The sequence below is a fragment of the Gordonia alkaliphila genome (assembly GCF_023017165.1).
GTDB classification, from domain to species: Bacteria; Actinomycetota; Actinomycetes; order Mycobacteriales; family Mycobacteriaceae; genus Gordonia; species Gordonia alkaliphila.
Genome location: NZ_JALKBW010000001.1, coordinates 1,171,971 through 1,190,478, shown reverse-complemented (window position 1 = coordinate 1,190,478; position 18,508 = coordinate 1,171,971). Strand labels below are relative to the sequence as shown.

Annotated in this window: 21 protein-coding genes; 14 read left to right on the top strand and 7 right to left on the bottom strand. The window is 66.3% G+C overall.

The window, feature by feature from the left end:
- Nucleotides 1-2 precede the first annotated feature (2 nt).
- From MUG78_RS05265 to MUG78_RS05240, 6 genes are all read left to right on the top strand, one after another.
- A complete protein-coding gene (locus MUG78_RS05265) occupies nt 3-1,295 on the top strand; it encodes an alpha-hydroxy-acid oxidizing protein (protein ID WP_246992850.1) in 1,293 nt (430 codons plus the stop codon).
- 390 nt (nt 1,296-1,685) lie between these two features.
- On the top strand, nt 1,686-2,297 hold the full coding sequence (locus tag MUG78_RS05260; RefSeq protein ID WP_308221331.1) for an MspA family porin: 612 nt from the start codon (nt 1,686-1,688) through the stop codon (nt 2,295-2,297).
- On the top strand, nt 2,294-2,605 hold the full coding sequence (locus MUG78_RS05255; RefSeq protein ID WP_246992848.1) for a hypothetical protein: 312 nt from the start codon (nt 2,294-2,296) through the stop codon (nt 2,603-2,605). The genes MUG78_RS05260 and MUG78_RS05255 overlap by 4 nt, the downstream gene beginning before the upstream one ends.
- 1,022 nt (nt 2,606-3,627) lie before the next feature.
- Nucleotides 3,628-5,004 (top strand): M24 family metallopeptidase, encoded by a 1,377-nt coding sequence (locus MUG78_RS05250; protein ID WP_246992846.1) that lies wholly within the window; start codon nt 3,628-3,630, stop codon nt 5,002-5,004.
- On the top strand, nt 4,995-5,747 hold the full coding sequence (locus MUG78_RS05245; protein ID WP_246992844.1) for a hypothetical protein: 753 nt from the start codon (nt 4,995-4,997) through the stop codon (nt 5,745-5,747). Before MUG78_RS05250 ends, MUG78_RS05245 begins: the two co-directional genes overlap by 10 nt.
- Nucleotides 5,744-6,295 carry a hypothetical protein gene (locus tag MUG78_RS05240; RefSeq protein WP_246992842.1) on the top strand — a complete coding sequence of 184 codons (552 nt, stop codon included), beginning with the start codon at nt 5,744-5,746 and terminating at the stop codon, nt 6,293-6,295. The genes MUG78_RS05245 and MUG78_RS05240 overlap by 4 nt, the downstream gene beginning before the upstream one ends.
- Nucleotides 6,296-6,373: 78 nt before the next feature.
- Here MUG78_RS05240 and MUG78_RS05235 read toward each other — a convergent pair whose 3' ends face one another.
- Nucleotides 6,374-7,264 (bottom strand): oxygenase MpaB family protein, encoded by an 891-nt coding sequence (locus MUG78_RS05235; RefSeq protein WP_372493128.1) that lies wholly within the window; start codon nt 7,262-7,264, stop codon nt 6,374-6,376.
- A gap of 100 nt (nt 7,265-7,364) precedes the next feature.
- Between MUG78_RS05235 and MUG78_RS05230 the strand changes: the two genes are divergently transcribed.
- The 6 genes from MUG78_RS05230 to MUG78_RS05205 are packed head-to-tail and all read left to right on the top strand — an operon-like array spanning nt 7,365 to nt 12,277.
- Nucleotides 7,365-7,994 carry a TetR/AcrR family transcriptional regulator gene (locus MUG78_RS05230; protein WP_246992840.1) on the top strand — a complete coding sequence of 210 codons (630 nt, stop codon included), beginning with the start codon at nt 7,365-7,367 and terminating at the stop codon, nt 7,992-7,994.
- The gene (locus tag MUG78_RS05225; protein WP_246992838.1) at nt 7,991-8,590 is read left to right on the top strand and encodes a TetR/AcrR family transcriptional regulator; all 600 of its coding nucleotides are present in this window, start codon (nt 7,991-7,993) and stop codon (nt 8,588-8,590) included. Before MUG78_RS05230 ends, MUG78_RS05225 begins: the two co-directional genes overlap by 4 nt.
- Before the next feature lie 36 nt (nt 8,591-8,626).
- Nucleotides 8,627-9,844 (top strand): acyl-CoA dehydrogenase family protein, encoded by a 1,218-nt coding sequence (locus MUG78_RS05220; RefSeq protein ID WP_246992837.1) that lies wholly within the window; start codon nt 8,627-8,629, stop codon nt 9,842-9,844.
- Complete coding sequence (locus MUG78_RS05215; protein ID WP_246992836.1) at nt 9,837-10,853, top strand: phosphotransferase family protein; 1,017 nt, start codon at nt 9,837-9,839, stop codon at nt 10,851-10,853. Before MUG78_RS05220 ends, MUG78_RS05215 begins: the two co-directional genes overlap by 8 nt.
- Entirely contained in the window at nt 10,850-11,590 is a 741-nt protein-coding gene (locus MUG78_RS05210; RefSeq protein WP_246992834.1) for an SDR family NAD(P)-dependent oxidoreductase, read from the top strand. The genes MUG78_RS05215 and MUG78_RS05210 overlap by 4 nt, the downstream gene beginning before the upstream one ends.
- A gap of 3 nt (nt 11,591-11,593) precedes the next feature.
- Nucleotides 11,594-12,277 (top strand): histidine phosphatase family protein, encoded by a 684-nt coding sequence (locus tag MUG78_RS05205; protein WP_246992832.1) that lies wholly within the window; start codon nt 11,594-11,596, stop codon nt 12,275-12,277.
- 34 nt (nt 12,278-12,311) lie between these two features.
- Here MUG78_RS05205 and MUG78_RS18250 read toward each other — a convergent pair whose 3' ends face one another.
- From MUG78_RS18250 to MUG78_RS05185, 4 genes are all read right to left on the bottom strand, one after another.
- Nucleotides 12,312-12,440: a hypothetical protein gene (locus MUG78_RS18250; RefSeq protein WP_246996846.1), complete on the bottom strand. Its 129-nt coding sequence runs from the start codon at nt 12,438-12,440 to the stop codon at nt 12,312-12,314.
- Between the two features lies 1 nt (nt 12,441).
- A complete protein-coding gene (locus tag MUG78_RS18245) occupies nt 12,442-12,618 on the bottom strand; it encodes a hypothetical protein (protein ID WP_246997166.1) in 177 nt (58 codons plus the stop codon).
- Nucleotides 12,619-12,753: 135 nt separating this feature from the next.
- Nucleotides 12,754-13,257, bottom strand: a complete 504-nt coding sequence (locus MUG78_RS05190) for a hypothetical protein (RefSeq protein WP_246992831.1) — start codon at nt 13,255-13,257, stop codon at nt 12,754-12,756.
- Between the two features lie 29 nt (nt 13,258-13,286).
- On the bottom strand, nt 13,287-14,021 hold the full coding sequence (locus tag MUG78_RS05185; protein ID WP_246992829.1) for a hypothetical protein: 735 nt from the start codon (nt 14,019-14,021) through the stop codon (nt 13,287-13,289).
- A 572-nt stretch (nt 14,022-14,593) separates the two neighbouring features.
- Here MUG78_RS05185 and MUG78_RS05180 point away from each other — a divergent pair.
- Together MUG78_RS05180 and MUG78_RS05175 are read left to right on the top strand one after the other, a co-directional pair.
- The gene (locus MUG78_RS05180; RefSeq protein ID WP_246992827.1) at nt 14,594-15,016 is read left to right on the top strand and encodes a nitroreductase family deazaflavin-dependent oxidoreductase; all 423 of its coding nucleotides are present in this window, start codon (nt 14,594-14,596) and stop codon (nt 15,014-15,016) included.
- A 259-nt stretch (nt 15,017-15,275) separates the two neighbouring features.
- A complete protein-coding gene (locus MUG78_RS05175; protein ID WP_246992825.1) occupies nt 15,276-16,544 on the top strand; it encodes an ROK family transcriptional regulator in 1,269 nt (422 codons plus the stop codon).
- Between the two features lie 18 nt (nt 16,545-16,562).
- On the opposite strand, the gene MUG78_RS05170 is transcribed toward MUG78_RS05175, so the two are convergent.
- Nucleotides 16,563-17,381, bottom strand: coding sequence for an ABC transporter permease (locus tag MUG78_RS05170; protein WP_246996844.1), 819 nt, complete (start codon nt 17,379-17,381; stop codon nt 16,563-16,565).
- 14 nt (nt 17,382-17,395) lie between these two features.
- A complete protein-coding gene (locus tag MUG78_RS05165) occupies nt 17,396-18,361 on the bottom strand; it encodes an ATP-binding cassette domain-containing protein (RefSeq protein WP_246992823.1) in 966 nt (321 codons plus the stop codon).
- Nucleotides 18,362-18,508 lie beyond the last annotated feature (147 nt).

Below are 18,508 nucleotides of genomic sequence, written 5' to 3'. Positions count from 1 at the left end.
TCATGGTGACCGTGAACTTCGGACGCTCCCGCCAGAACGACGTCTACACCGCGGGTATCCACGGGCGAAAGCCGGTGATCCCCACCGACTTCGCCGAACTGGAACGGCGTGCCAAGGCCAAGATGTCTGCGCGCGCGTGGGCGTACATCGCCGGCGGCGCGGGGGAGGGTCGCACCATGGCGGCCAATCGGGCCGCGCTGGATGAGTGGGCCATCGTGCCGCGCGTGCTCCGCGACGTGAGCCAGCGCAGCACCGAGATCGAGCTGTTCGGTCAAACCCTCGCTGCGCCAGTGCTTTTCGCGCCGGTGGGTGCGGGCGCGCTGGCCCATCCGGACGCCGACGTGCACATCGGCAAGGCCGCCGCGGAGCTGGGCGTGCCGTACATCTTCTCCAATCAGGGCTGCGCGCCGATGGAGGACGTGGCGGCGGCGATGGAGGCCGTGACCCCCGGTGCGCCGCGCTGGTTCCAGCTGTACTGGTCCACCGACGATCGCCTGGTCGACAGCCTGATCGCCCGCGCGGAGAAGATGGGCGCGGCGGCCCTCGCGGTCACGCTGGACACCACCATGCTGGGCTGGCGGCCGCAGGACCTGAACCTCGGCTCGCTGCCGTTCGCTCGGGGCGAGGGTATCAATCAGTACACCTCGGATCCGTCGTTCTGGGAGATCGTCGCCGAACGCCTACGCGATGCCGCCGACGAGCGACCGGAGATCTCCCTCGGCGCGATCAAGACGCTGTTCTCCATCGCCCGCAACGTCCCCGGCGACCTGCGCAAGAACCTGACGGCGCCGGAGCCGCGCGCGGCCGTGCAGACCTTCCTGGACATCTACTCGCGGCCGTCGCTGAACTGGGACGACATCGCCTCGCTGCGCGAGAAGACGTCGCTGCCGATCGTGCTCAAGGGCATCCTGCATCCGGACGACGCCCGGCAGGCCGTGGACCTCGGCGTCGACGGCATCATCGTGTCCAACCACGGCGGACGACAGGTCGACGGCTCCATCTCGTCGACCGACGCGCTGGTCGACATCGCCGACGCGGTGGCGGGTAAGACCAAGATCCTCGCCGACTCCGGCTTCTACACCGGCGCCGATGTGTTCAAGGCGCTGGCGCTGGGCGCCGACGCGGTGTGTATCGGTCGTCCGCACATGTACGGCCTGGCGCTGAACGGTGCCGACGGCGCGCGCGAAGCGGTCGCGAACATTATCGCCGAACTCGACCTCACGCTCGGCCTGACCGGCCACACCGACGTGGCCCACCTGGACCGCTCCGCCCTGAAACGGCTCCGGCGCGCCTAAGCGTTCAGCGTGTCACCCTCGTGAGTGGCCGAAGATCTCCTGACTCGAGAGGGTAGATCTCAACGGGTCATGGGCTCGCCGCCCGCACACACCGCGCCGACGATGCCAGCGCCAATTCTCGTGGCCATCAGTATCGGGCACTAAAGAGTTTTAACTCAGGCCTGGCGCGGATTCCGTGTGGGAGGTCGATCCGGTCTTCTGCTGTAGAAGGGTCTGCAGTGCCATCGGCGATTTCTCGAAGTGGGAACTGGGATCGGTGTGAGTCGGGGGCGAGCTCGGACTCGCAGATTTGACGCGCTTGGTCAGGGTGTTTCGCCCCGTGTGTAGTGTTCAGCGGGGTTATTCACAGATTCTCTGACTTGGGGGTTTCAGCTATGCGGTTTTCGCGCGGTGTGTTGGTGGTTGTGGCGGCGGTGGTGCCGTTGTTGGGTGCTGGGGTGGCTCAGGCTGCTCCAGGGGGGGGCGTCTGCTGATCGTTCGGTGACTCGGGCGTCTGCTGATGGGTGGAAGGTCACGGCGACGAAGTCTGGTGAGCGGGTGGTGCGGGTGCATCCGCTCAATAATGCTCCGTGGACGACGAAGGAGGCTTTCCTGAGTTTGCGGGGTTCGGGCGGGTGTCGGTGCGGGACTTCGCCGGTGATGGCGGGTTCGGTGTCGACGGGGTTCCAGGTGGGTTGCGGTGCTCATTTTGATTCGTTGACGGCGGCAGTTTCGGCGGGTCCGACGGCGCAGATGTCGATTTCGTACCCGCCTGCGGTAGTGATCGGTGGTCAGGTGATGGGTACTGTGTCGGCGAACTTGCGCCCCGGAACCATCGAGGTGGTCGATTTCGGGACGAAGTCGTTCGTCAATGGTGCTGCGGGTATCAGTCTTGATGGTGTGTCGTTGCGGGTGACCGGTTGTGTGGGGACGGTTGCGGTGCGGTCGTTCACGCGGGTGTCGATCGGGACTGCGGGCAACGATACGACGGTGCATGTCTACGGCAAGGCGCGTGAGCTGTGATCGAGGCGACGATGCGCAAGCCCGACAGTGACGCGGTGGGGCCTGTTCCTGCGGCCGTCGAGGGTGCGGGGAGTGGGTCTGCTGGTGACGGGAAGTCGGTGCCGGTGGTGACGGTCGTGTTGTTTGTTGTCGGTGTGGTGGTGATGGTGTTGGCGGCAGCGAATATCACGAATCTGTCGGAGTGGGCTGTGCGGTGGGGTCAGATCCCCGTGTTTCTGGTGTTCTTTCTGGTGATGGCGATCGGTGGCCGCTGGTTCTGGGCGGGAATTGACGCGGCGATTGCGGCGGTGCGAGGGCGCGAGGGATGACCGGCGGGGTGCCGGTTTGCGGCGGGTGGTGGCGACGGCTGTCGTGGTCGGTGCTGCGGGTGTGAGTGTGTTGGTGGGTTCGGGTTGGCGGCGCGGATGCGTTGTGTGACCAGATGCGTGAGCAGTATGGGCCGGGTTGGCCGTGTATCAGTGTGCCGACTTATACGCCGCCGCCGATGGAGCAGCAGGGGCCGCCGACGGTGCCGGGTCAGACCGGTGAGGCGCCGGCCCCGAATATCGGAGCGAGCCCGGGTGACGGCCCGGGTGCGGGGAACGGGACTCCGATTGTCCCGCTCCCCGGGCAGGAGGATTCCGGCCCGATCCCGACCGTGCCATCCGGGCCGGCGGTGGAGGGCGCCCCGGCAGATCCAATTCCGCCGGGTCGGCGCGGCGGGCCAGCGCCGATCGATACCCGTGAACAAGGCCCAGGCGCGGGACCGGTGCCAGCCGGCTCGGGGGCGCCAGATGTGGTTCTCGTCGATGACGAGGAATCAGGTGGTGTCCCGGCATGGGTGTGGCTGGTCGCTGGAGCAGCGGCGACTGCTTCGTCGTACCCGCGCAAAAGAACAGCGTCGGGGAATCGGTCGCAGATACTCGGTCGTGCTGAGGCGAGTGCAGTCGAGTCGGTCGACGGTGACGGGTTTGGTGACAGTACGGGCGGCGCACACCAGGACACGGTTCCGTGGGGACCGAATCATCCGGATTGGGATCCTCAGTACGACCTAGGACGCCCCGACCCTCCTAGCGACGGTGACTGGCAACGTGCGGTGCCAACGCCGTCACCGCCAGTTGTTGCTCAGCCTCCGAGTGCTCCACAGCCTGGGGAACCGCAAGCTCCGCCACAGTTGGATGAGACGCCGCCACCGGCTCAGGTGACACCGATTGACAACCGTGGCAACGGTAGGACCAGTGACCATGCCTTGCTAGAGACTGGTCGGGCGAGTCCTGAAGTCGAACTGGGGAGGCTACTCGGCGCGTTGCTGGGCCTACTCGGGGCCGGTGTGGCCAGCCTACTGGGTCGGATGTTTGACGGGATCCCGATCGACAGCCTGATACGTGACGCACTTCGTAAAGCACTAGCGGACCTACTCAAAGATCCAGAGTCATTCGACGGGATGATTCGTGACCTGATTTCGAGGGGGACACCCGAGGAGATTGAGGGTCTTCGTCGGTTCTTGGAGGATCCGGATGGCGGTTTGGGGGATCTAGCCGACGACGGCATTCGTGACCTTCTCCGTGAGCTGCAGGAACGCCACCGCGGTACTTTTGATGACGGACTTCGAGGCCAGACACAACCACCCAAAACTACACCGCACGTGCGGCCGCACGATCCCGATGCCGACCGGCCGGGTGACCAGGAGCAGCCAGACCTCGGTGGTGATCCGCCGCCAACGGTCCCAGAGCCGGACCAAGGTCAACCAGATTTGAGCCCGGTCGATCCGGAACCGGCTATTCCCCGTGACGATCCAGAGGCGCCGGAGTTGTCGCCGAACGACCCGCCCGCGACCGAGCCAGGCGTCGAACCGCCGACGGTCCCCGACACCCCCGGACAAGTACCTGATGAGCCCGGGCCGGTGGATCCGAACTCGCCCACGATCCCTGACTGGGCCGAGGACTTCCTGCCGCGAGAACTTCTCGAGCGCATTCCCCTGGAATGGTGGACCCCACCCACAGACCAACTCCCCGGGCAGACAGTCCCCGGCCTCGACGAAGGTTCTGCCAGCAGGATCGGCGAAGTGGTCACATGGCTGCTCAACATTCTCAGCCAAGATGGAGGCCCCGATGGCGACACCAGCCGGGAACCTGCCCCCACTGCACCACTGGATTCCGATACTCTCGAAGAGTTGATGAACCGGTTCGGGGAACTCGCCGACCAGGCGCACGAGGTGGTTAATGCCGTGCTCGAGGCGTTGGCGGAGGCGCGGGATGCGGATCCGGCGAACATCCCCGACGGACTGGAAGAGCAGATCAAGAACTTGCTACGACCAACAACCTGGGGATCAAAAGTACACAAGGCTCTCGAGGACCTCGTGTCCGAATGGGCTGAACAGTTTGCACAGTCACTCGGGGAGGGCTTCCATGTCTATCATGAATGGTCGGTGCCAAAGGGTGCGCCTCCTGAGATCGATGAATATGGCAATATTACGCCGCGCCCTCGTAATCAAAAGGATACGGTTCGCCCCGATATTGTTGTTACGCAATACGTGGATGACGCCGAGCGACTGGTGCTCATCGTGGATTTGAAAACCGGTAAGACTGGAATTTCGAAGGCTTGGATACGAAACCTTCAGAAGTCGTTTGATATTCCAGAAGAATCATTGAATAGATTGATCAGGGAATTGCGGCCGAGCCTGCCGCGACCCAACACGGTGTCAGAGGAGGAGATGTCATGGCTTTGACCGTGAAGCAGTGGCGCGAGGTGGCCTCGGAGGCCGCCGTTTTGATGGGCGGCGGGTGGGAGGTCGCTGGTAAGGGTAGTTCGACGTCGTTAATGCGGTCCGATCCGCAGTGGTGGATGCAGTTCGTCTACCAGGAGAAGACGTCAAATGGCGATATGGCTGCCTATCAGGGGTTACTTTCGTATCCGTTGCCGTCTACTCAATCTGGCGTGGGTGGTGTGCCCGGCGATCAGTTCAAGGTTCCGGATCATCCAGAGTTGCGTTTTCGCGATGTTCGTGACCCGAAGGTGGTGGCAGAATTCGCGAAGTGGGCGTCTCTGTTGAAGCTTCATGATCAGTATGACGTGCTCGGTGTTCGCGAGGCCAGCGAAAAAAGGTACATTGCACATTGTGTAGGGGGGCGCGAGAGCCTTATTTATCGCGGGATCACGCTGCAGCATTTGGTCTCGCTGAGGGTCTTGTGTGGCTCGCGACCGTTGCCGGATTTGGTGGCTGATGTTCGCCGGGTTATTGATGACGGCAGATTCGGGACGTACGGGATTTGGGGTGACCGGACTTCTGATCACGGGGAGGCGCGGTTGCGGGCCTATTGGGAAGACCTGTATGCCCGGATTCAGACCGGTGATCGGCAGTTGGTGGAGGAGTTGTTCGCGCAGACGCGCGTGGATACGTTGAAGTGGTTTGGTCTGTCGGATGCGCAGATCACTGATCCGGTGTTCCCGGAGTTGGAGGTGCCCTGGTGAGTACATACGGTCTGGTTGTGATCGCTGATGTTGCGGAAGCGGCAGCGGCTGAGGCGCTGGTGGAACGGGTGACAGCGGTGTTGCGGGCCAGTTGGGGAGCCGGGTCGTGCCCGGTCGATGATCTGGACTACGACGTCGAGGAGTCCGATCTCGGGGTGCGGGTGTCGATCAGTGTGCCGGGGATGGTGACCGATCATCGTGAGGCGGACTTCTTTGCGGGTGCGCCGACGGGTCGGGCGGTGATCTGTGAAGACGGCGATGAGTTCGGTGTCGTGTTCCAGGTGTGGCGTCTGGATCCGGCCGGCAGCCGCTGCGTGTATCGGGCGTACGTGTACGACCCCGACGGTGAGGCGGAGCCGGAGGCGGCGGCGCGAACCATTACCGGTCCGGCCGCGGCGCAGGAGGCCGCCGAGTTGTTCGGTGTCTCCCCGTCGCCGTTGCTTGCGTTGGAAGACGATTCGTCGCCGGTGAGTGATGAGCTCGGTGTGATCGGGACGCCGTTCGATCCGTGGTTGGAGCCGTTCGGCCTGCTGTGGCCTGATCTGTAGATCGTCGGCGTCGCTGTTGCGGGGCTTCGAAGGCAGTGTCCGCCGACGTGGCGGGCACTGCCTTCGGTCTGACCGGGTTTAGACCAGGGGGCGGCCGGTGCGGCGGCGCCAGTCGAGGTCGGCCAGTAGCAGGTTGAACGGGAACTCCCGCAGCGGTTTCGGCAGGATCTTGATGAGCTGGCGGGCAATCGCGTTGTGCGCTGCGAAGAATCGGCGCTGCGCCGGGGTCTGGGACACCCGCATCTTCTGTTGGAACTCCGGCGGCAGGAAGCCGATGGTCATGGTCTCCGAGTACCAGCGGCCGAGCAGGCGGATCGGCTTGTAGGTGAAGTCGAGCTGGATGATGGCCATCAGGTGTTCGCGGATTGTGTCGTCGATCTCGACCTCGGCGAGCGTCGACTGCCAGTACTCCTCGAAGTCGGCGCGCGTAGCCGGCCACAGGTCCCGCGGCATCTGCAGCGTGGTGCCCATAACCGCGCCCTGCTGGTAGGCCTCCTCGGTGATCTTGGCCGGGTCGCCGTAGATCCGCTGCATGTCCTCCCAGCCGCGGTACAGGCAGGCGGCCACCCAGAGCTGCAGCTTCGGGTCGAAGGCGTTGTACTTGACCGGGCTGGCCTCGCTGGAGCGCACGTAGGCGTGCGACTTGTTCACCGCCTGGCGGTACGCCTTGCGGACTTCCGGCGAGCCCATCGCGGCCACCGCGAGGTAGGTCAGCGTGGTGCGGGTGCGCTTGGTCGGATTCTTGAACAGGTTGCCGGAGTGGACCGTCGACTCGTAGACGCCGTAGCCGACGGCCGGTACGGCGAGCTGCATGATCACGTTCGCGGGCCCGGCGAGCAGTGCGATGCCGAGCATGTCCATGTCGTCGATCACCACGTTGTCGAGCGCTTCGCGTCGGGAGCGCGGCATGGTCTCGGCATTGCGGGCGATGTCGTCGGCTTGGCCGGCGGTGATGGTTTCGGCGCTCATGGCGTCTCCGTTCAACTGATAACGACTGTTACCACTTTGGTGTGACGCTTATTCAACTCGTGCCTGCGGCGAGTGTCAAGAGTGTCAAGATTGACGGGTGATGTCGTCGGCGAATGAATTCGAACCCGTGCTGCGCGCCTACGGCGGGGAGGCCGGCGACGCCCGCGTGGCTCGCCGTCGTGCCGCCCTGATCGAGGCGGCGCTGGACATGCTGGCGCAGGACGACGACGGCACGGTCACGGTGCGCGGCGTCTGTGCCCGCGCGGAACTGACGCCGCGCTACTTCTACGAGAGCTTCCCCGGCATCGACGACCTGGTGGCCGCCGCCTACGACGGGGTGATCGCGCGGATCACCGAGCAGGCGCTGGGGGCTTTCGCAGCGGGCGACGATTCGAAGGACAAGGTGCGCGGCGCGGTCGACGCGGTGGTCGGGGTGATCGAATCGGATCGACGGGTCGGGCGGCTCCTCTTCGCCGACACCGTGCGCAGCCCGGTGGTGTCGCGCAAGCGGGCCGAGTCGACCCGACTCTTCGTCGCTCTCACCGGCGATTCGGCCGTCGAGGCCGTAGGGGTGGCGCCGGGTCCGGTCACCACGGCGGCCGCCTACTTTCAGGTCGGTGGCCTGGGTCGATTGCTCGCAGCGTGGACCGAAGGCGAGGTGCAGGTGGACCGCACTCAGCTGGTCGACGTATGTGTGCACCTGCTCCTGGGGTTAGGTTCGTTGCCATGACCACTTGGCGCGACTATGGCCCGCCCGATCTGCCGGCACCGCTCTCCGCGGCGCTGGAAGCCTTCGCGGAGAGCGGATATCACGGCACCACGGTGCGCGACATCGCCTCCCGTGCGGGGCTCTCGGTGCCCGGTCTCTACCACCACTACCCGTCCAAACAGTCTCTGCTGCAAGGTCTTTCGGAGCTGACGATGGAGGAGCTGCTGGGCCGCAGCGAGGCCGCGCTGGCCGAGGCGGGCGCGGAGCCGCTGGCCCGGTTCGACGCTCTCGTCGAGTCGCTCCTGCGCTTCCATATGTACCGGCGCGCCCAGGCCTTCGTCGGCTCCACCGAGGTGCGCAGCATGGATCCGGAGTACCGCGCGGTCTACATCGGGCACCGGACGCGACAGCAGCGGATGGTCGACGACGCGGTGGACGACGGCGTCGCCGCGGGAATCTTCACCACCGAGTTTCCGCACGACGCCGCGCGCGCGCTGTCGACCATGTGTGTCGGCGTCTCCACCTGGTATCGACCGGGCGGCTGGCAGACGCCCGAACAGCTCGTCGAGCGGAACCTGGTGTTGGCGCGCGATCTTGTGGGGTACAGTCACGGGTGACCGAGCGATCGTTCGGTAGGGAGTGAGTGAGCTGAGATGACCATCGACCTGTCCTACAGCCCCGAGGTGACCGACCTCGTTGCGCGGACCCGTACCTTCATCGACGACGTCGTGCTGCCGCTGGAGAACAAGTTCGCCGGCGACATCGTGGCGGCCGGTGGTGACGATCTGCGTCGCGACCCGAATGCCCAGGCCAAGGAGGCCGGCATCTTCGCGCCGCACGCACCCGTCGAGTTCGGCGGTCTGGGGCTGAACATGTCTGACCGCTCGCCGGTTTTTACCGCGGCCGGCCGATCGACTTTCGGCCCCGTCGCCCTGCACCTCGGCGCCCCGGACGAGGGCAATGTGCACATGCTGGCCGAGGTCGCCAGCCCGACGCAGAAGGATCGCTACCTGGCGCCGCTCGCCTCGGGCGAGATCCGCAGCGCCTTCGCGATGACCGAGCCCGCACCCGGCGCCGGCGCCGACCCGAACGCCCTGCGCACCAACGCGGTTCGCGTCCCCGGCGGCTGGAAGATCAACGGCATGAAGCGCTTCATCACCGGTGCCGACGGCGCCGGGATGTGGATCATCATGGCGCGCACCAAGGGCGAGCCCGGCGACCGCGGCGGCGCGACGATGTTCCTCGCGCCTGCGGGCACCCCCGGCATCGAGGTGGGCCGCTACGTGCACACCTACGACCGCGGCATGATCGGCGGCCACTGCGAGGTGACCTTCACCGACGTCTTCGTGCCCGACGAGGACGTCCTCGGCGAGCCCGACGAGGGCTACCGCTACGCGCAGGTGCGTCTCGGCCCGGCCCGCATGACGCACGTGATGCGCTGGATGGGTGTGGCCGAGCGGGCTCACGACATCGCGCTCGACTACGTCGGCACCCGCGAGGGCTTCGGCGGCCGCCTTGGTGATCTCGGCATGATCCAGCAGATGGTGGCCGACAACGAGATCGACCTGGCCGCGGCCCGCGCGCTGCTGACCAACGCCTGCTGGGAACTGGACCAGGGCGAGCATGCCTCGAACTCCACGTCGATCGCCAAAACCTATGGTGCCGAGGCGTTCTCGCGCATCCTGGACCGTTGCGTGCAGATGTGCGGCGGCCTGGGTGTGTCCGACGACCTGCCGCTGGCACGGCTGGCCAACGAGGTCCGTCCGTTCCGCATCTACGACGGACCCTCCGAGGTGCACCGTTGGGCACTGGCCAAGCGGGCCGTGGGCCGTGCGAGCAAGGCCCGCGAGGCGGGCGTGCGCAATGTCTGATCATCCGGGACTGAAGTCCGCGGATCTGCGGAAGCTGTTGGCGGCCAACGGCATCGACGTGGTCGGCGACCTCCAGATCGAGCTGATCAGCGGCGGTCGCTCCAATCTGACCTACATCGTCGGCGACGCCGAGCGACGCTGGGTGGCCCGTCGGCCCCCGCTCGCCGGCCTCACGCCGTCGGCGCACGACATGGAACGCGAATGGGCGGTGACCTCGGCACTCTCGGGTACCGCGGTGCCGGTCGCCACGCCCGTCGCGATCGACCGCACCGGAGAGTTCATCGGCGCCCCCTGCACGGTGGTGGAGTTCGTCGACGGCCAGGTGATCCGGTCCGCGGAGGATCTGGACGCCTGGTCCGACACCGACGTGGCGACCAACTTCGACGCGCTGGTCCGGACCCTGGCCGATCTGCACGAGGTGGACTACCAGGCCGTCGGCCTGGCCGACTTCGGGCGTCCGGAAGGCTTCGCCGCACGCCAGGTGAAGCTGTGGACGCGCCAGTGGGGACACGTGAAGACCCGGGAGCTGCCCGACGTCGAACGTCTCGCCGGCCAGTTGGCGGAGCGGGTTCCGGCGCAGGCGCGGTCGACCATCGTGCACGGCGACTTCCGCATCGACAACACCATCGTCGCCGCCGACGACCCGGGCCGCATCGCCGCCGTCGTCGACTGGGAGATGGCCGCCCTCGGCGATCCGCTTACCGACGTCGCGCTGATGTGCGTCTACCGGGAGCCGGTCTTCTCCCAGGTCCTCGGCTTCGAGGCCGCCTGGACCAGTGACCGCTACCCCGATTCGGCGGCCATGGCGCAGCGCTACGCCGAGATCTCCGGCGCCGACCTCGGCGACTGGGGCTTCTACGTGGGTCTGGCCAACCTCAAGCTCGGCGTGATCGCCGAAGGCATCACCCACCGCGCCCTGCAGGGCGGATCGTCGGGCGCCGAGGGCGCCGAACGCGCCGCCGAGGCCACCGCGCACTTCATCGACACCGGACTGAAAGCACTGCAATGACCTCTCGCAAAGCAGCCCTGATTACCGGAGGCTCGCGCGGCATCGGCGCGGCCATCGCCGAGCGCCTGGCGGCACACGGTTGGGATCTGACGATCTCTGCGCGCGGACTCGACGCTCTCAACGAACGCGCCGAGGCGCTGCGGGCGCACGGCGGCCGCGTGGAGGTGTGCGTCGCCGACATGACCGACGACGCTGCGCTCGCCGACCTGACCGCCGCACACACCGCGGCCTTCGGCCGGTGCGATGCGCTGGTCATCAACGCGGGCATGGGCGTGATGGGTGCGGTGGAGGACTTCCCGGTCCGCCGCCTGGACCGCCTCTACCAGGTGAATCTGCGTGCGCCCTTCCTGCTGCTGCAGGGCATGCTGCCGACGCTGCGGGCCACCGCCGGCGACGACGGTGCGGCCAAGGTAATCGCCATCTCGTCGATCACCGGCGTCTACCCCGAGCCGAATCTGACCGCTTACGGGTCCACCAAGGCCGCGTTGGTCTCGATGTGCGAGACCTTCAACCTGGAGGAGTCGATGCGCGGCGTCTCGGCCACGGCGATCTGCCCCGGCTATGTCGACACCGACATGTCCGAATGGACCAAGGGCGAGGGCGCGATTCCGGCCGAGGAGATGATCACCGGCGCCGACGTCGCGACCATCGCCCACGCGGTCACGCAGCTCGGTCGCTACGCGGTGCTGCCGCAGGCCGTGCTGTCGCGCCCCGGCACCAACCTGCACCGGGCCTGATCCGTGGGAGTCATCTACCTGGTGCGGCACGGTCAGGCGCCGATGCACGCGTACTCCACCGCGCCCGTCCCGGCGGACGCGCCCGGGCTCACCGACCTTGGCTTCGAGCAGGCCGCGGCCACCGGGCGGGAACTGGCCCGGCAGGTGCCGGCGTTCACCGCGGCGGTGAGCGGCGGGCTGCCCCGCCAGGTCGCCACCCGCGACGCCGTGCTGGCCGCGTTCGGCGGCGTGCACGACGGAACCCTGCCCGAGCCCACCGTGGATGCGGGCTGGGACGAGTACGTGATCCCGGCGCTGCCGGGCGGACCGACGCCGGACCTGTACGGATCGCCGGCGGCCTACCAGCAGGTGCTCGACGCCGCGCTGCTCCGCTGGACCGCGGGCGCGGCCGACTCCGACGAGACGTACGCCCAGTACGTCGAGCGCACCAGCGCCGCCGCCGATCGCGCGGTGGAACTGGCCGGATCCGGGCAGACCGTGCTCGCCGTCTCGTCGGCCGGCACCATCACCGCGCTGATCGCTCGGCTCTGGGGCGTGCCCGCACAGTCGTGGCCCACGCTGGCCCGCGCCATGGTCAACGCGTCGTACACCAAGCTGCTCGTCGGACGCCGCGGCATCACCGTCGTCTCGATGAACGAACACGCTCACCTGTCGGCCACCGACGTCGGGATGGCGACCTTCCGCTGACCGCGGTGTTCAACGGGGACCGACTGTCGTGTCGCTATTCTGTGCCGATGGGCGCACTGCAGTCGCTGGTGCGGCGCGCGAACCGGGGAACCGCGACGTGCAGGATGACAGGGTGACCACTGATCGGTGCATCGGTCAGGACACGGTCGGTGTGATCACGCAGTTCACCCGCCGTCTGGCAATCCGGGCAGCGCGGATGGGCGTTGGTGGCGAAGGTTGACGTTCGGCGTCCGCAGTCTGTCGGCCAGTCCGAAGATTTCGGCGGTGCGGGTGGCCAGGACTGTGCCGCCGTTGGTGACGCTCCCGCCGCCGGCGGTGGCCTGAATCTGTGGGTAGAACACGGCAGAAGCCTCCACCAGAATGGTGCTCCTCGCCCTGGTCGTAATTGCCCTGTGGTAGCAAACATTATTGCAGGTCAGGGCGCCCGTCTTCAGGAAATCAGCACGCCCGGCGAGTTCATCGATGAAAGCCCGAGGCTAGGGTTTGGGCCAGCCCAATCCGAAGAGGGAAAGCCACGGCATGAACGGGCTACCGATCAGACCCAACCCCTGAACGACAGGTGACGGGTCATCTTCCAGCGCGAGCAAACCCTGCGGATCGATCCCGTACAACTCGGCAGCGACCGCGGCAGCTTGTGCACCGGTGATCACCCGGGCGGCAGTCGCCGGTTCCGACTCCTCCTCCGGGTCCTGCACATACGCCCGATACACACACGAACTCCCCGCTGGATCCAGGCGCCACACCTGAAACACAACGCCGTACTCGTCGCCGTCTTCACAGATCACCGCCCGGCCGGCGGGGGCGTCAGTGAACAGTTTGTCCTCATCAAAGCCGACCACGATCCCCGGGGCGTTGATCTCCAACCGCGCACCCGTACCGTGCGCCTCGACGTAGTAGTCGATGTCACCCCCGCCGGCAGTGTCGGCAAACCACTGCTCGATATGCGCGCCCAGCTTCTCACCGGCCTCGACACTGCTCACGTCAGCAACGATCGCCAATCCATATGTACTCACCACGGCACCTTCGGTTCGGGAACAGCCACATCAGAAATGAACTCATCAGGCACACCGAGTTCGGCAAGATTCTCTCGCCGCATACGCAGCAGAAGCTCCTCCATCGCAGGCCTGTCTGCTTCCTCCAGAGTCGTCAACAACTCCGGATAGAATTCCGCACTCTTACTGTTCCCGTTCGCGAGCGCGTCGTCCTCGACAACCCAACGAACTTCCTCTACCAGCTCCGCAAGCGGCCGTGCCCCGGTCAGAACGCGAGGCATCACATACAGTTGCCGCGTGATGGAGTAGTACGGATGATGCTCCCACCGCTCCTGCCAGCCCCGGAACAATTCCTCAGCTGTGCGGACCCGTAGATCCAGGTCACGGGAGGGCGCAAACCTGTCCTCCTCCACAAATCTTGCGAAGTTCGCCAGAGCGACCGGATCCCCCACATCAATCATGGAGCGGTAATGCTCCCAGTCAGCCTCGGAGCGGAGCGTAGCGCGAATAGAGTCGAAAGAATGCCCACGGTCGCCAAGTTCCGAATTCGGCATGGGCTTAGCGAGGAGAGACCCCCAGCCCACGAAGGCACCAATACTTGAGTTCTCGTAGTAGATGCACTGCGCCCACCAGCCCACGGGAACACGCAGAACCTGGAGCTTCCTGCCCTTGCCGATCCGGGTCCAGCCATCACCGAGCAGTTCTACTCCAGCCTCGGATACCTGGTTCCACTCTGCTGCGGTCAATCCCACGGTAAACCTCCTTCTTCGAACGTTACGACGCCAGCACTGAATCTCTTGGGATTGGTGGGCCGAATCGGTTGGATGGGCGCATCCATGGGGCCCCCTGATCCGTCCTGTCCATAGAAAAGCGCTTGCAGACCCTCACGCCAGGCTTTGGAGATTCTAGCCTTCCCCGTCTTCAAGTCAAGCACCATGATGATCGCTTCTTTTCCATTGACTCTCTGCGTGATCATCACATCTGGGCGGAAAGTCTCCTCGGTTCCCCGAGGCGCCCAAACGATGTTGCCATCACGGTCACGTTAAATCGGTGAAGGCCTGGGGACGGTGCTACTCCGGCACAGGCAGTAACTTCCTCCTCTACGGGGAAGACGAGATCCGTTTCCTCGGTACCGATGGCACACGGCTGGCGCTGTTGCCGGCGACGTCGTACCCCGACCTGGCGGTCATCGGGGAGGGCGGGTCTCCGCGATGGACCCTCGAGAAACGTTCGGGTGGATCCGACGCGTTCGTCGCGTACGGCAACAAGATTGACCTGGGTGGATCGCGGAAAGTCTGACCTCCGGCCCGCCTACGATCGAACAATGAGCGAAACACCGGAACTGAGCCCCGTCGACTGGGTACGCGACCAGACGCAGAAGATCCTCGACACCGGGACCACGGACTCGGTCGGTCTGAACGGGATGAAGGTGGTCCTGTTCACCACGACGGGAGCTAAGTCGGGCAAGCAGCGGTACGTGCCGCTGATGCGTGTTGAAGAGGGCGGCAAATACGCCATGGTCGCCTCCAAGGGCGGCGCTCCCGAGCACCCGTCCTGGTACTTCAACGTGAAGGCGCACCCGGAAGTGCTTGTGCAGGACGGGGATTCGCCGATCGCGATGACGGCGCGCGAGGTGTCCGGCGACGAGCGCGCGCACTGGTGGAAGTTGGCCGTCGCAGCCTTCCCGCCGTACGCCGAATACCAGCAGAAGACCGACCGACAGATTCCGGTCTTCGTGCTCGAATGACTTGACATTCGTCACTCAGGTATTGCCGAAGGCGTCCGGGCTTGCTAGTTTGACCGACATGACCAGCAAGCTCGCCGTCGCCCCGGAGGTCACTTACGTGACCACCGCTTTGGGCTGCCGCCTGCCGCTTGCTCGTGTCCTTTGTTGTTGCCGAATGCGCTGACCCAGCTTCCATCCCGCTCATCGCGGGGCATTCATCGATGTGCGCATCCGCCGTTTCTCGGCCTGCGCACTCAGGCACCAAGGACACCGAACTTCCATGACTTCCACCCTCGACCGCCGGGTCGCCACTTCCATTCGTTCTGCCCAGGGATCGGCTTATGCGCAACAAGCACGACGACGACGCGCGGCGCGTGTGACCGCCCCGTATGCGGGAGTGGCCAGCCTGCAGCTGTCCACCAAGGCCGCCGCACTGGTGCTCCGCACCGCCCGCGTCTCCGGTCCCGTCTTCCGGGATGACGCCGCTGCCGCCACCGGGCTCTCCATCTCGACGGTGAACCGCCAGGTGAGCGCGCTGCTCAAGGCCGGACTGATTCGCGAGCGCGCCGATCTGACCCCGCCGGGCGCCGTCGGACGTCCGCGCGTGCCGTTCGAGATCAACACCGGCGACTTCCTCACCGTCGGCATCCACATCGGCTACCGCACCACCGCGATCACTACCCACGACCTCCAGCATCGCGTGGTGGGCGCGGTGAACATCGCCACCCCGCAGGCCGCGACGCCCGACGAGGTGGTCACCGCCATCGGCTACAGCGCCCGCCGATTCGCCGACCGCTGGGTGGGCAAGCGCCTGCTCTGGGGCGGCGTCGCCATCGGCGGCAAGGTGGACGAGAAGGGCGTCGTCGACCATCCGCGTCTGGGCTGGTCGGGGGTGCGGGTAGGCGAGCTGGTGGCCGAATCGCTGGGTCTGCCGGTCTCGGTGGCCTCGCACGTGGCAGCCATGGCCGCCGCGGAGCTGGTGGTCAACCCGGCCGAGACCAGCCAGAACTTCCTGTACTTCTACGCTCGCGAAATGGCTGGCATCGCGTTCAGCGTCGACGGCACCGTGCACACCCCGGCCGCCGGGCCGCCCACCATCGGGCACTTCCCGACCGGCGAGACCACCCTGTTGGATCCGGACAAGACCGGTCAGCTTGAGGCCGCGGTGAGCGACTCGGGCGTGCTGCGCGCGGCCGCGGCAGCCGGGCTGAACGTCGAGACCCTGGAAGACCTCCGCAATGCGGCCCGGACCGGGGACGACGTGGCGCACGGCATCCTCGCCGAGCGCGCCGAGGTGCTCGGCCGCACCGTCGCCCTGATGTCGGACATCTTCAATCCCGACCACGTGATCCTCGGCGGGCAGGCCTTCACCGACTACCCGGAGGCGTTGCCGCTGGTGTCCAAGGCGCTGCGGGCCACGTCGGTGGTCACCAACCGCGACGTCCGCGTCGCCCGGTCGGCGATCACGGTGCAGCAGAAGGCGGCCGGTGCCGCGTCGCTCGACGCGATCTACGCCGACCCGCTGGAAGCGCTGACCCACACCGCCTGAGCGGCGGTCTCGCGCCGGTCAGTCGGCGGTGCGCCGGTTGAAGGCGCGGAGGGCGAGGGGCGCGAAGATCGCGGTGAGGCCGGCCGACCAGATCAGGGTGGCCAGCACCGGATGCTGCAGGGGGAGCGCGGCGTCCGGGCCCGCGTGCGGGCCGTTGCCCCAGAGCTGTCGCATGGCTTGGACCAGCGACGACATCGGGTTCCACTCGGCGATGGTCCGCAGCCAGGGGCTCATCGGTGCGGTCGGGACGAAGGCGTTGGACAGGAACGTCAGCGGGAACATGGTGCTGAACATGAAGCCGTTCACCGCCTCCACCGACCGCAGCCACGAGCCGATCAGGACGCCGAACCAGATCATCGCGAAACCGAAGACCAACAGCATCACGAAGCCGAGCACGGCCTCGGCCGGGCCGGTGTGGATGCGCCAACCGATCGCCAGACCGGTCAACGCCATCACCACGATGCCGATGGACGAGTGCAGCAGGCTCGCGATCGACCGTCCGAGCAGATACGAGATGCGGTTGATCGGCAGCGAGCGGAACCGGTCGACGATGCCCTTCTCCACGTCGGCGGTGATGCCGGTGGCGACGATGAAACCGGTGAACGCGATGGTCTGCCCCATGATGCCCGGCAGCAGGTACGACGTGTAGCTGCCGCCGTCGGGCATCGGCATCGCCGGTCCGAAGACGAAGGCGAACAGCACCACGAACATGATCGGCTGGATGGTGACGTCGGAGAGCATCTCCGGCATGCGTTTGGTGTGGATCATGCTGCGGCGCACCATGATCGCCACTTGTTGCCACAACGTCGACGAGGTGGTGCTCGGGGCGGAGGTCATTGCAGTGGAGGTGCTCACGGGGTCTCCTCACCGTCGGTGGGGGTGGTGCGACGGCCGGTCAGCGACAGGAAGACGTCGTCCAGGCTCGGTCGGGACAGGCTGAGGTCGTCCACCTCGAAGCCGCCGGAGTGCAGCAGTTGCGCCACCCGGGTCAGGTCGGCCAGGCCGCCGGCCGGGAGGGTCAGGCTGCGGGCACCTTCGTCGACGAAGATCTCCGTCGCGGTCACCGCGAGGGCCTCGCGGGCCGGTCCGATCTGGTGCGCATGGGTCAGGGTGGCCACCACGCTGGCCGAACCGGCCTGGTCCTTCAGCTGCAGCGGCGTGCCCTCGGCGATGATCTTGCCCTTGTCGATTACCACGATCCGGTCGGCGAGTTGGTCGGCCTCCTCCAGATACTGCGTGGTCAGCACCAGGGTGGTGCCGCGGGCGACCAGTTCGCGCAGCACGTCCCACAGCTCGTTGCGGCTGTGCGGGTCGAGGCCGGTGGTGGGCTCGTCGAGGAAGAGCACGGGCGGTGCGGTCAGCAGGCTGACGGCCAGGTCGAGGCGTCGTCGCATGCCGCCGGAGTAGTCGCGGACCACCTTGTCGCCGGCGTCGGTGAGCGAGAACTGGGCCAGCAGTTCGTCGGACCGGGCGCGCAGCGGGCGGCGCGCGATGCCGTACAGCCCGCCGATCATGGCGAGGTTCTCCCGGCCGGTGAGCAGTTCGTCGACGGTGGCGGCCTGGCCGGTCAGGCCCATGCTGCGGCGCACCATGTCCGGCTGCTCGTGCACGTCGAAACCGTTGACGCGGGCGGTGCCCGAGGTGGGCACCGAGAGCGTGGTCATCATGCGGACCACCGTGGTCTTGCCCGCGCCGTTCGGGCCCAGCACACCGAGGACGGTACCGGCGGGCACCGAGAAACTGACGCCGTCGACGGCGGTGAAATCACCGAATTTCTTGACGAGATCGACGGCCTCGACAGCGATCGCGGGTGTCATCTGTTCGAGGGTAATCGTCCGACCGCGGTGCGCGCCTTCCTTTTTATGGCTCTCCTGACACATGTGTGGGTGGGGTGAGCGCGTCTGAGTAGGCGCACGCCGTTGTCCTGCATAGGTTCTGAACTGTCGAGGAAACAGAAACCTGTG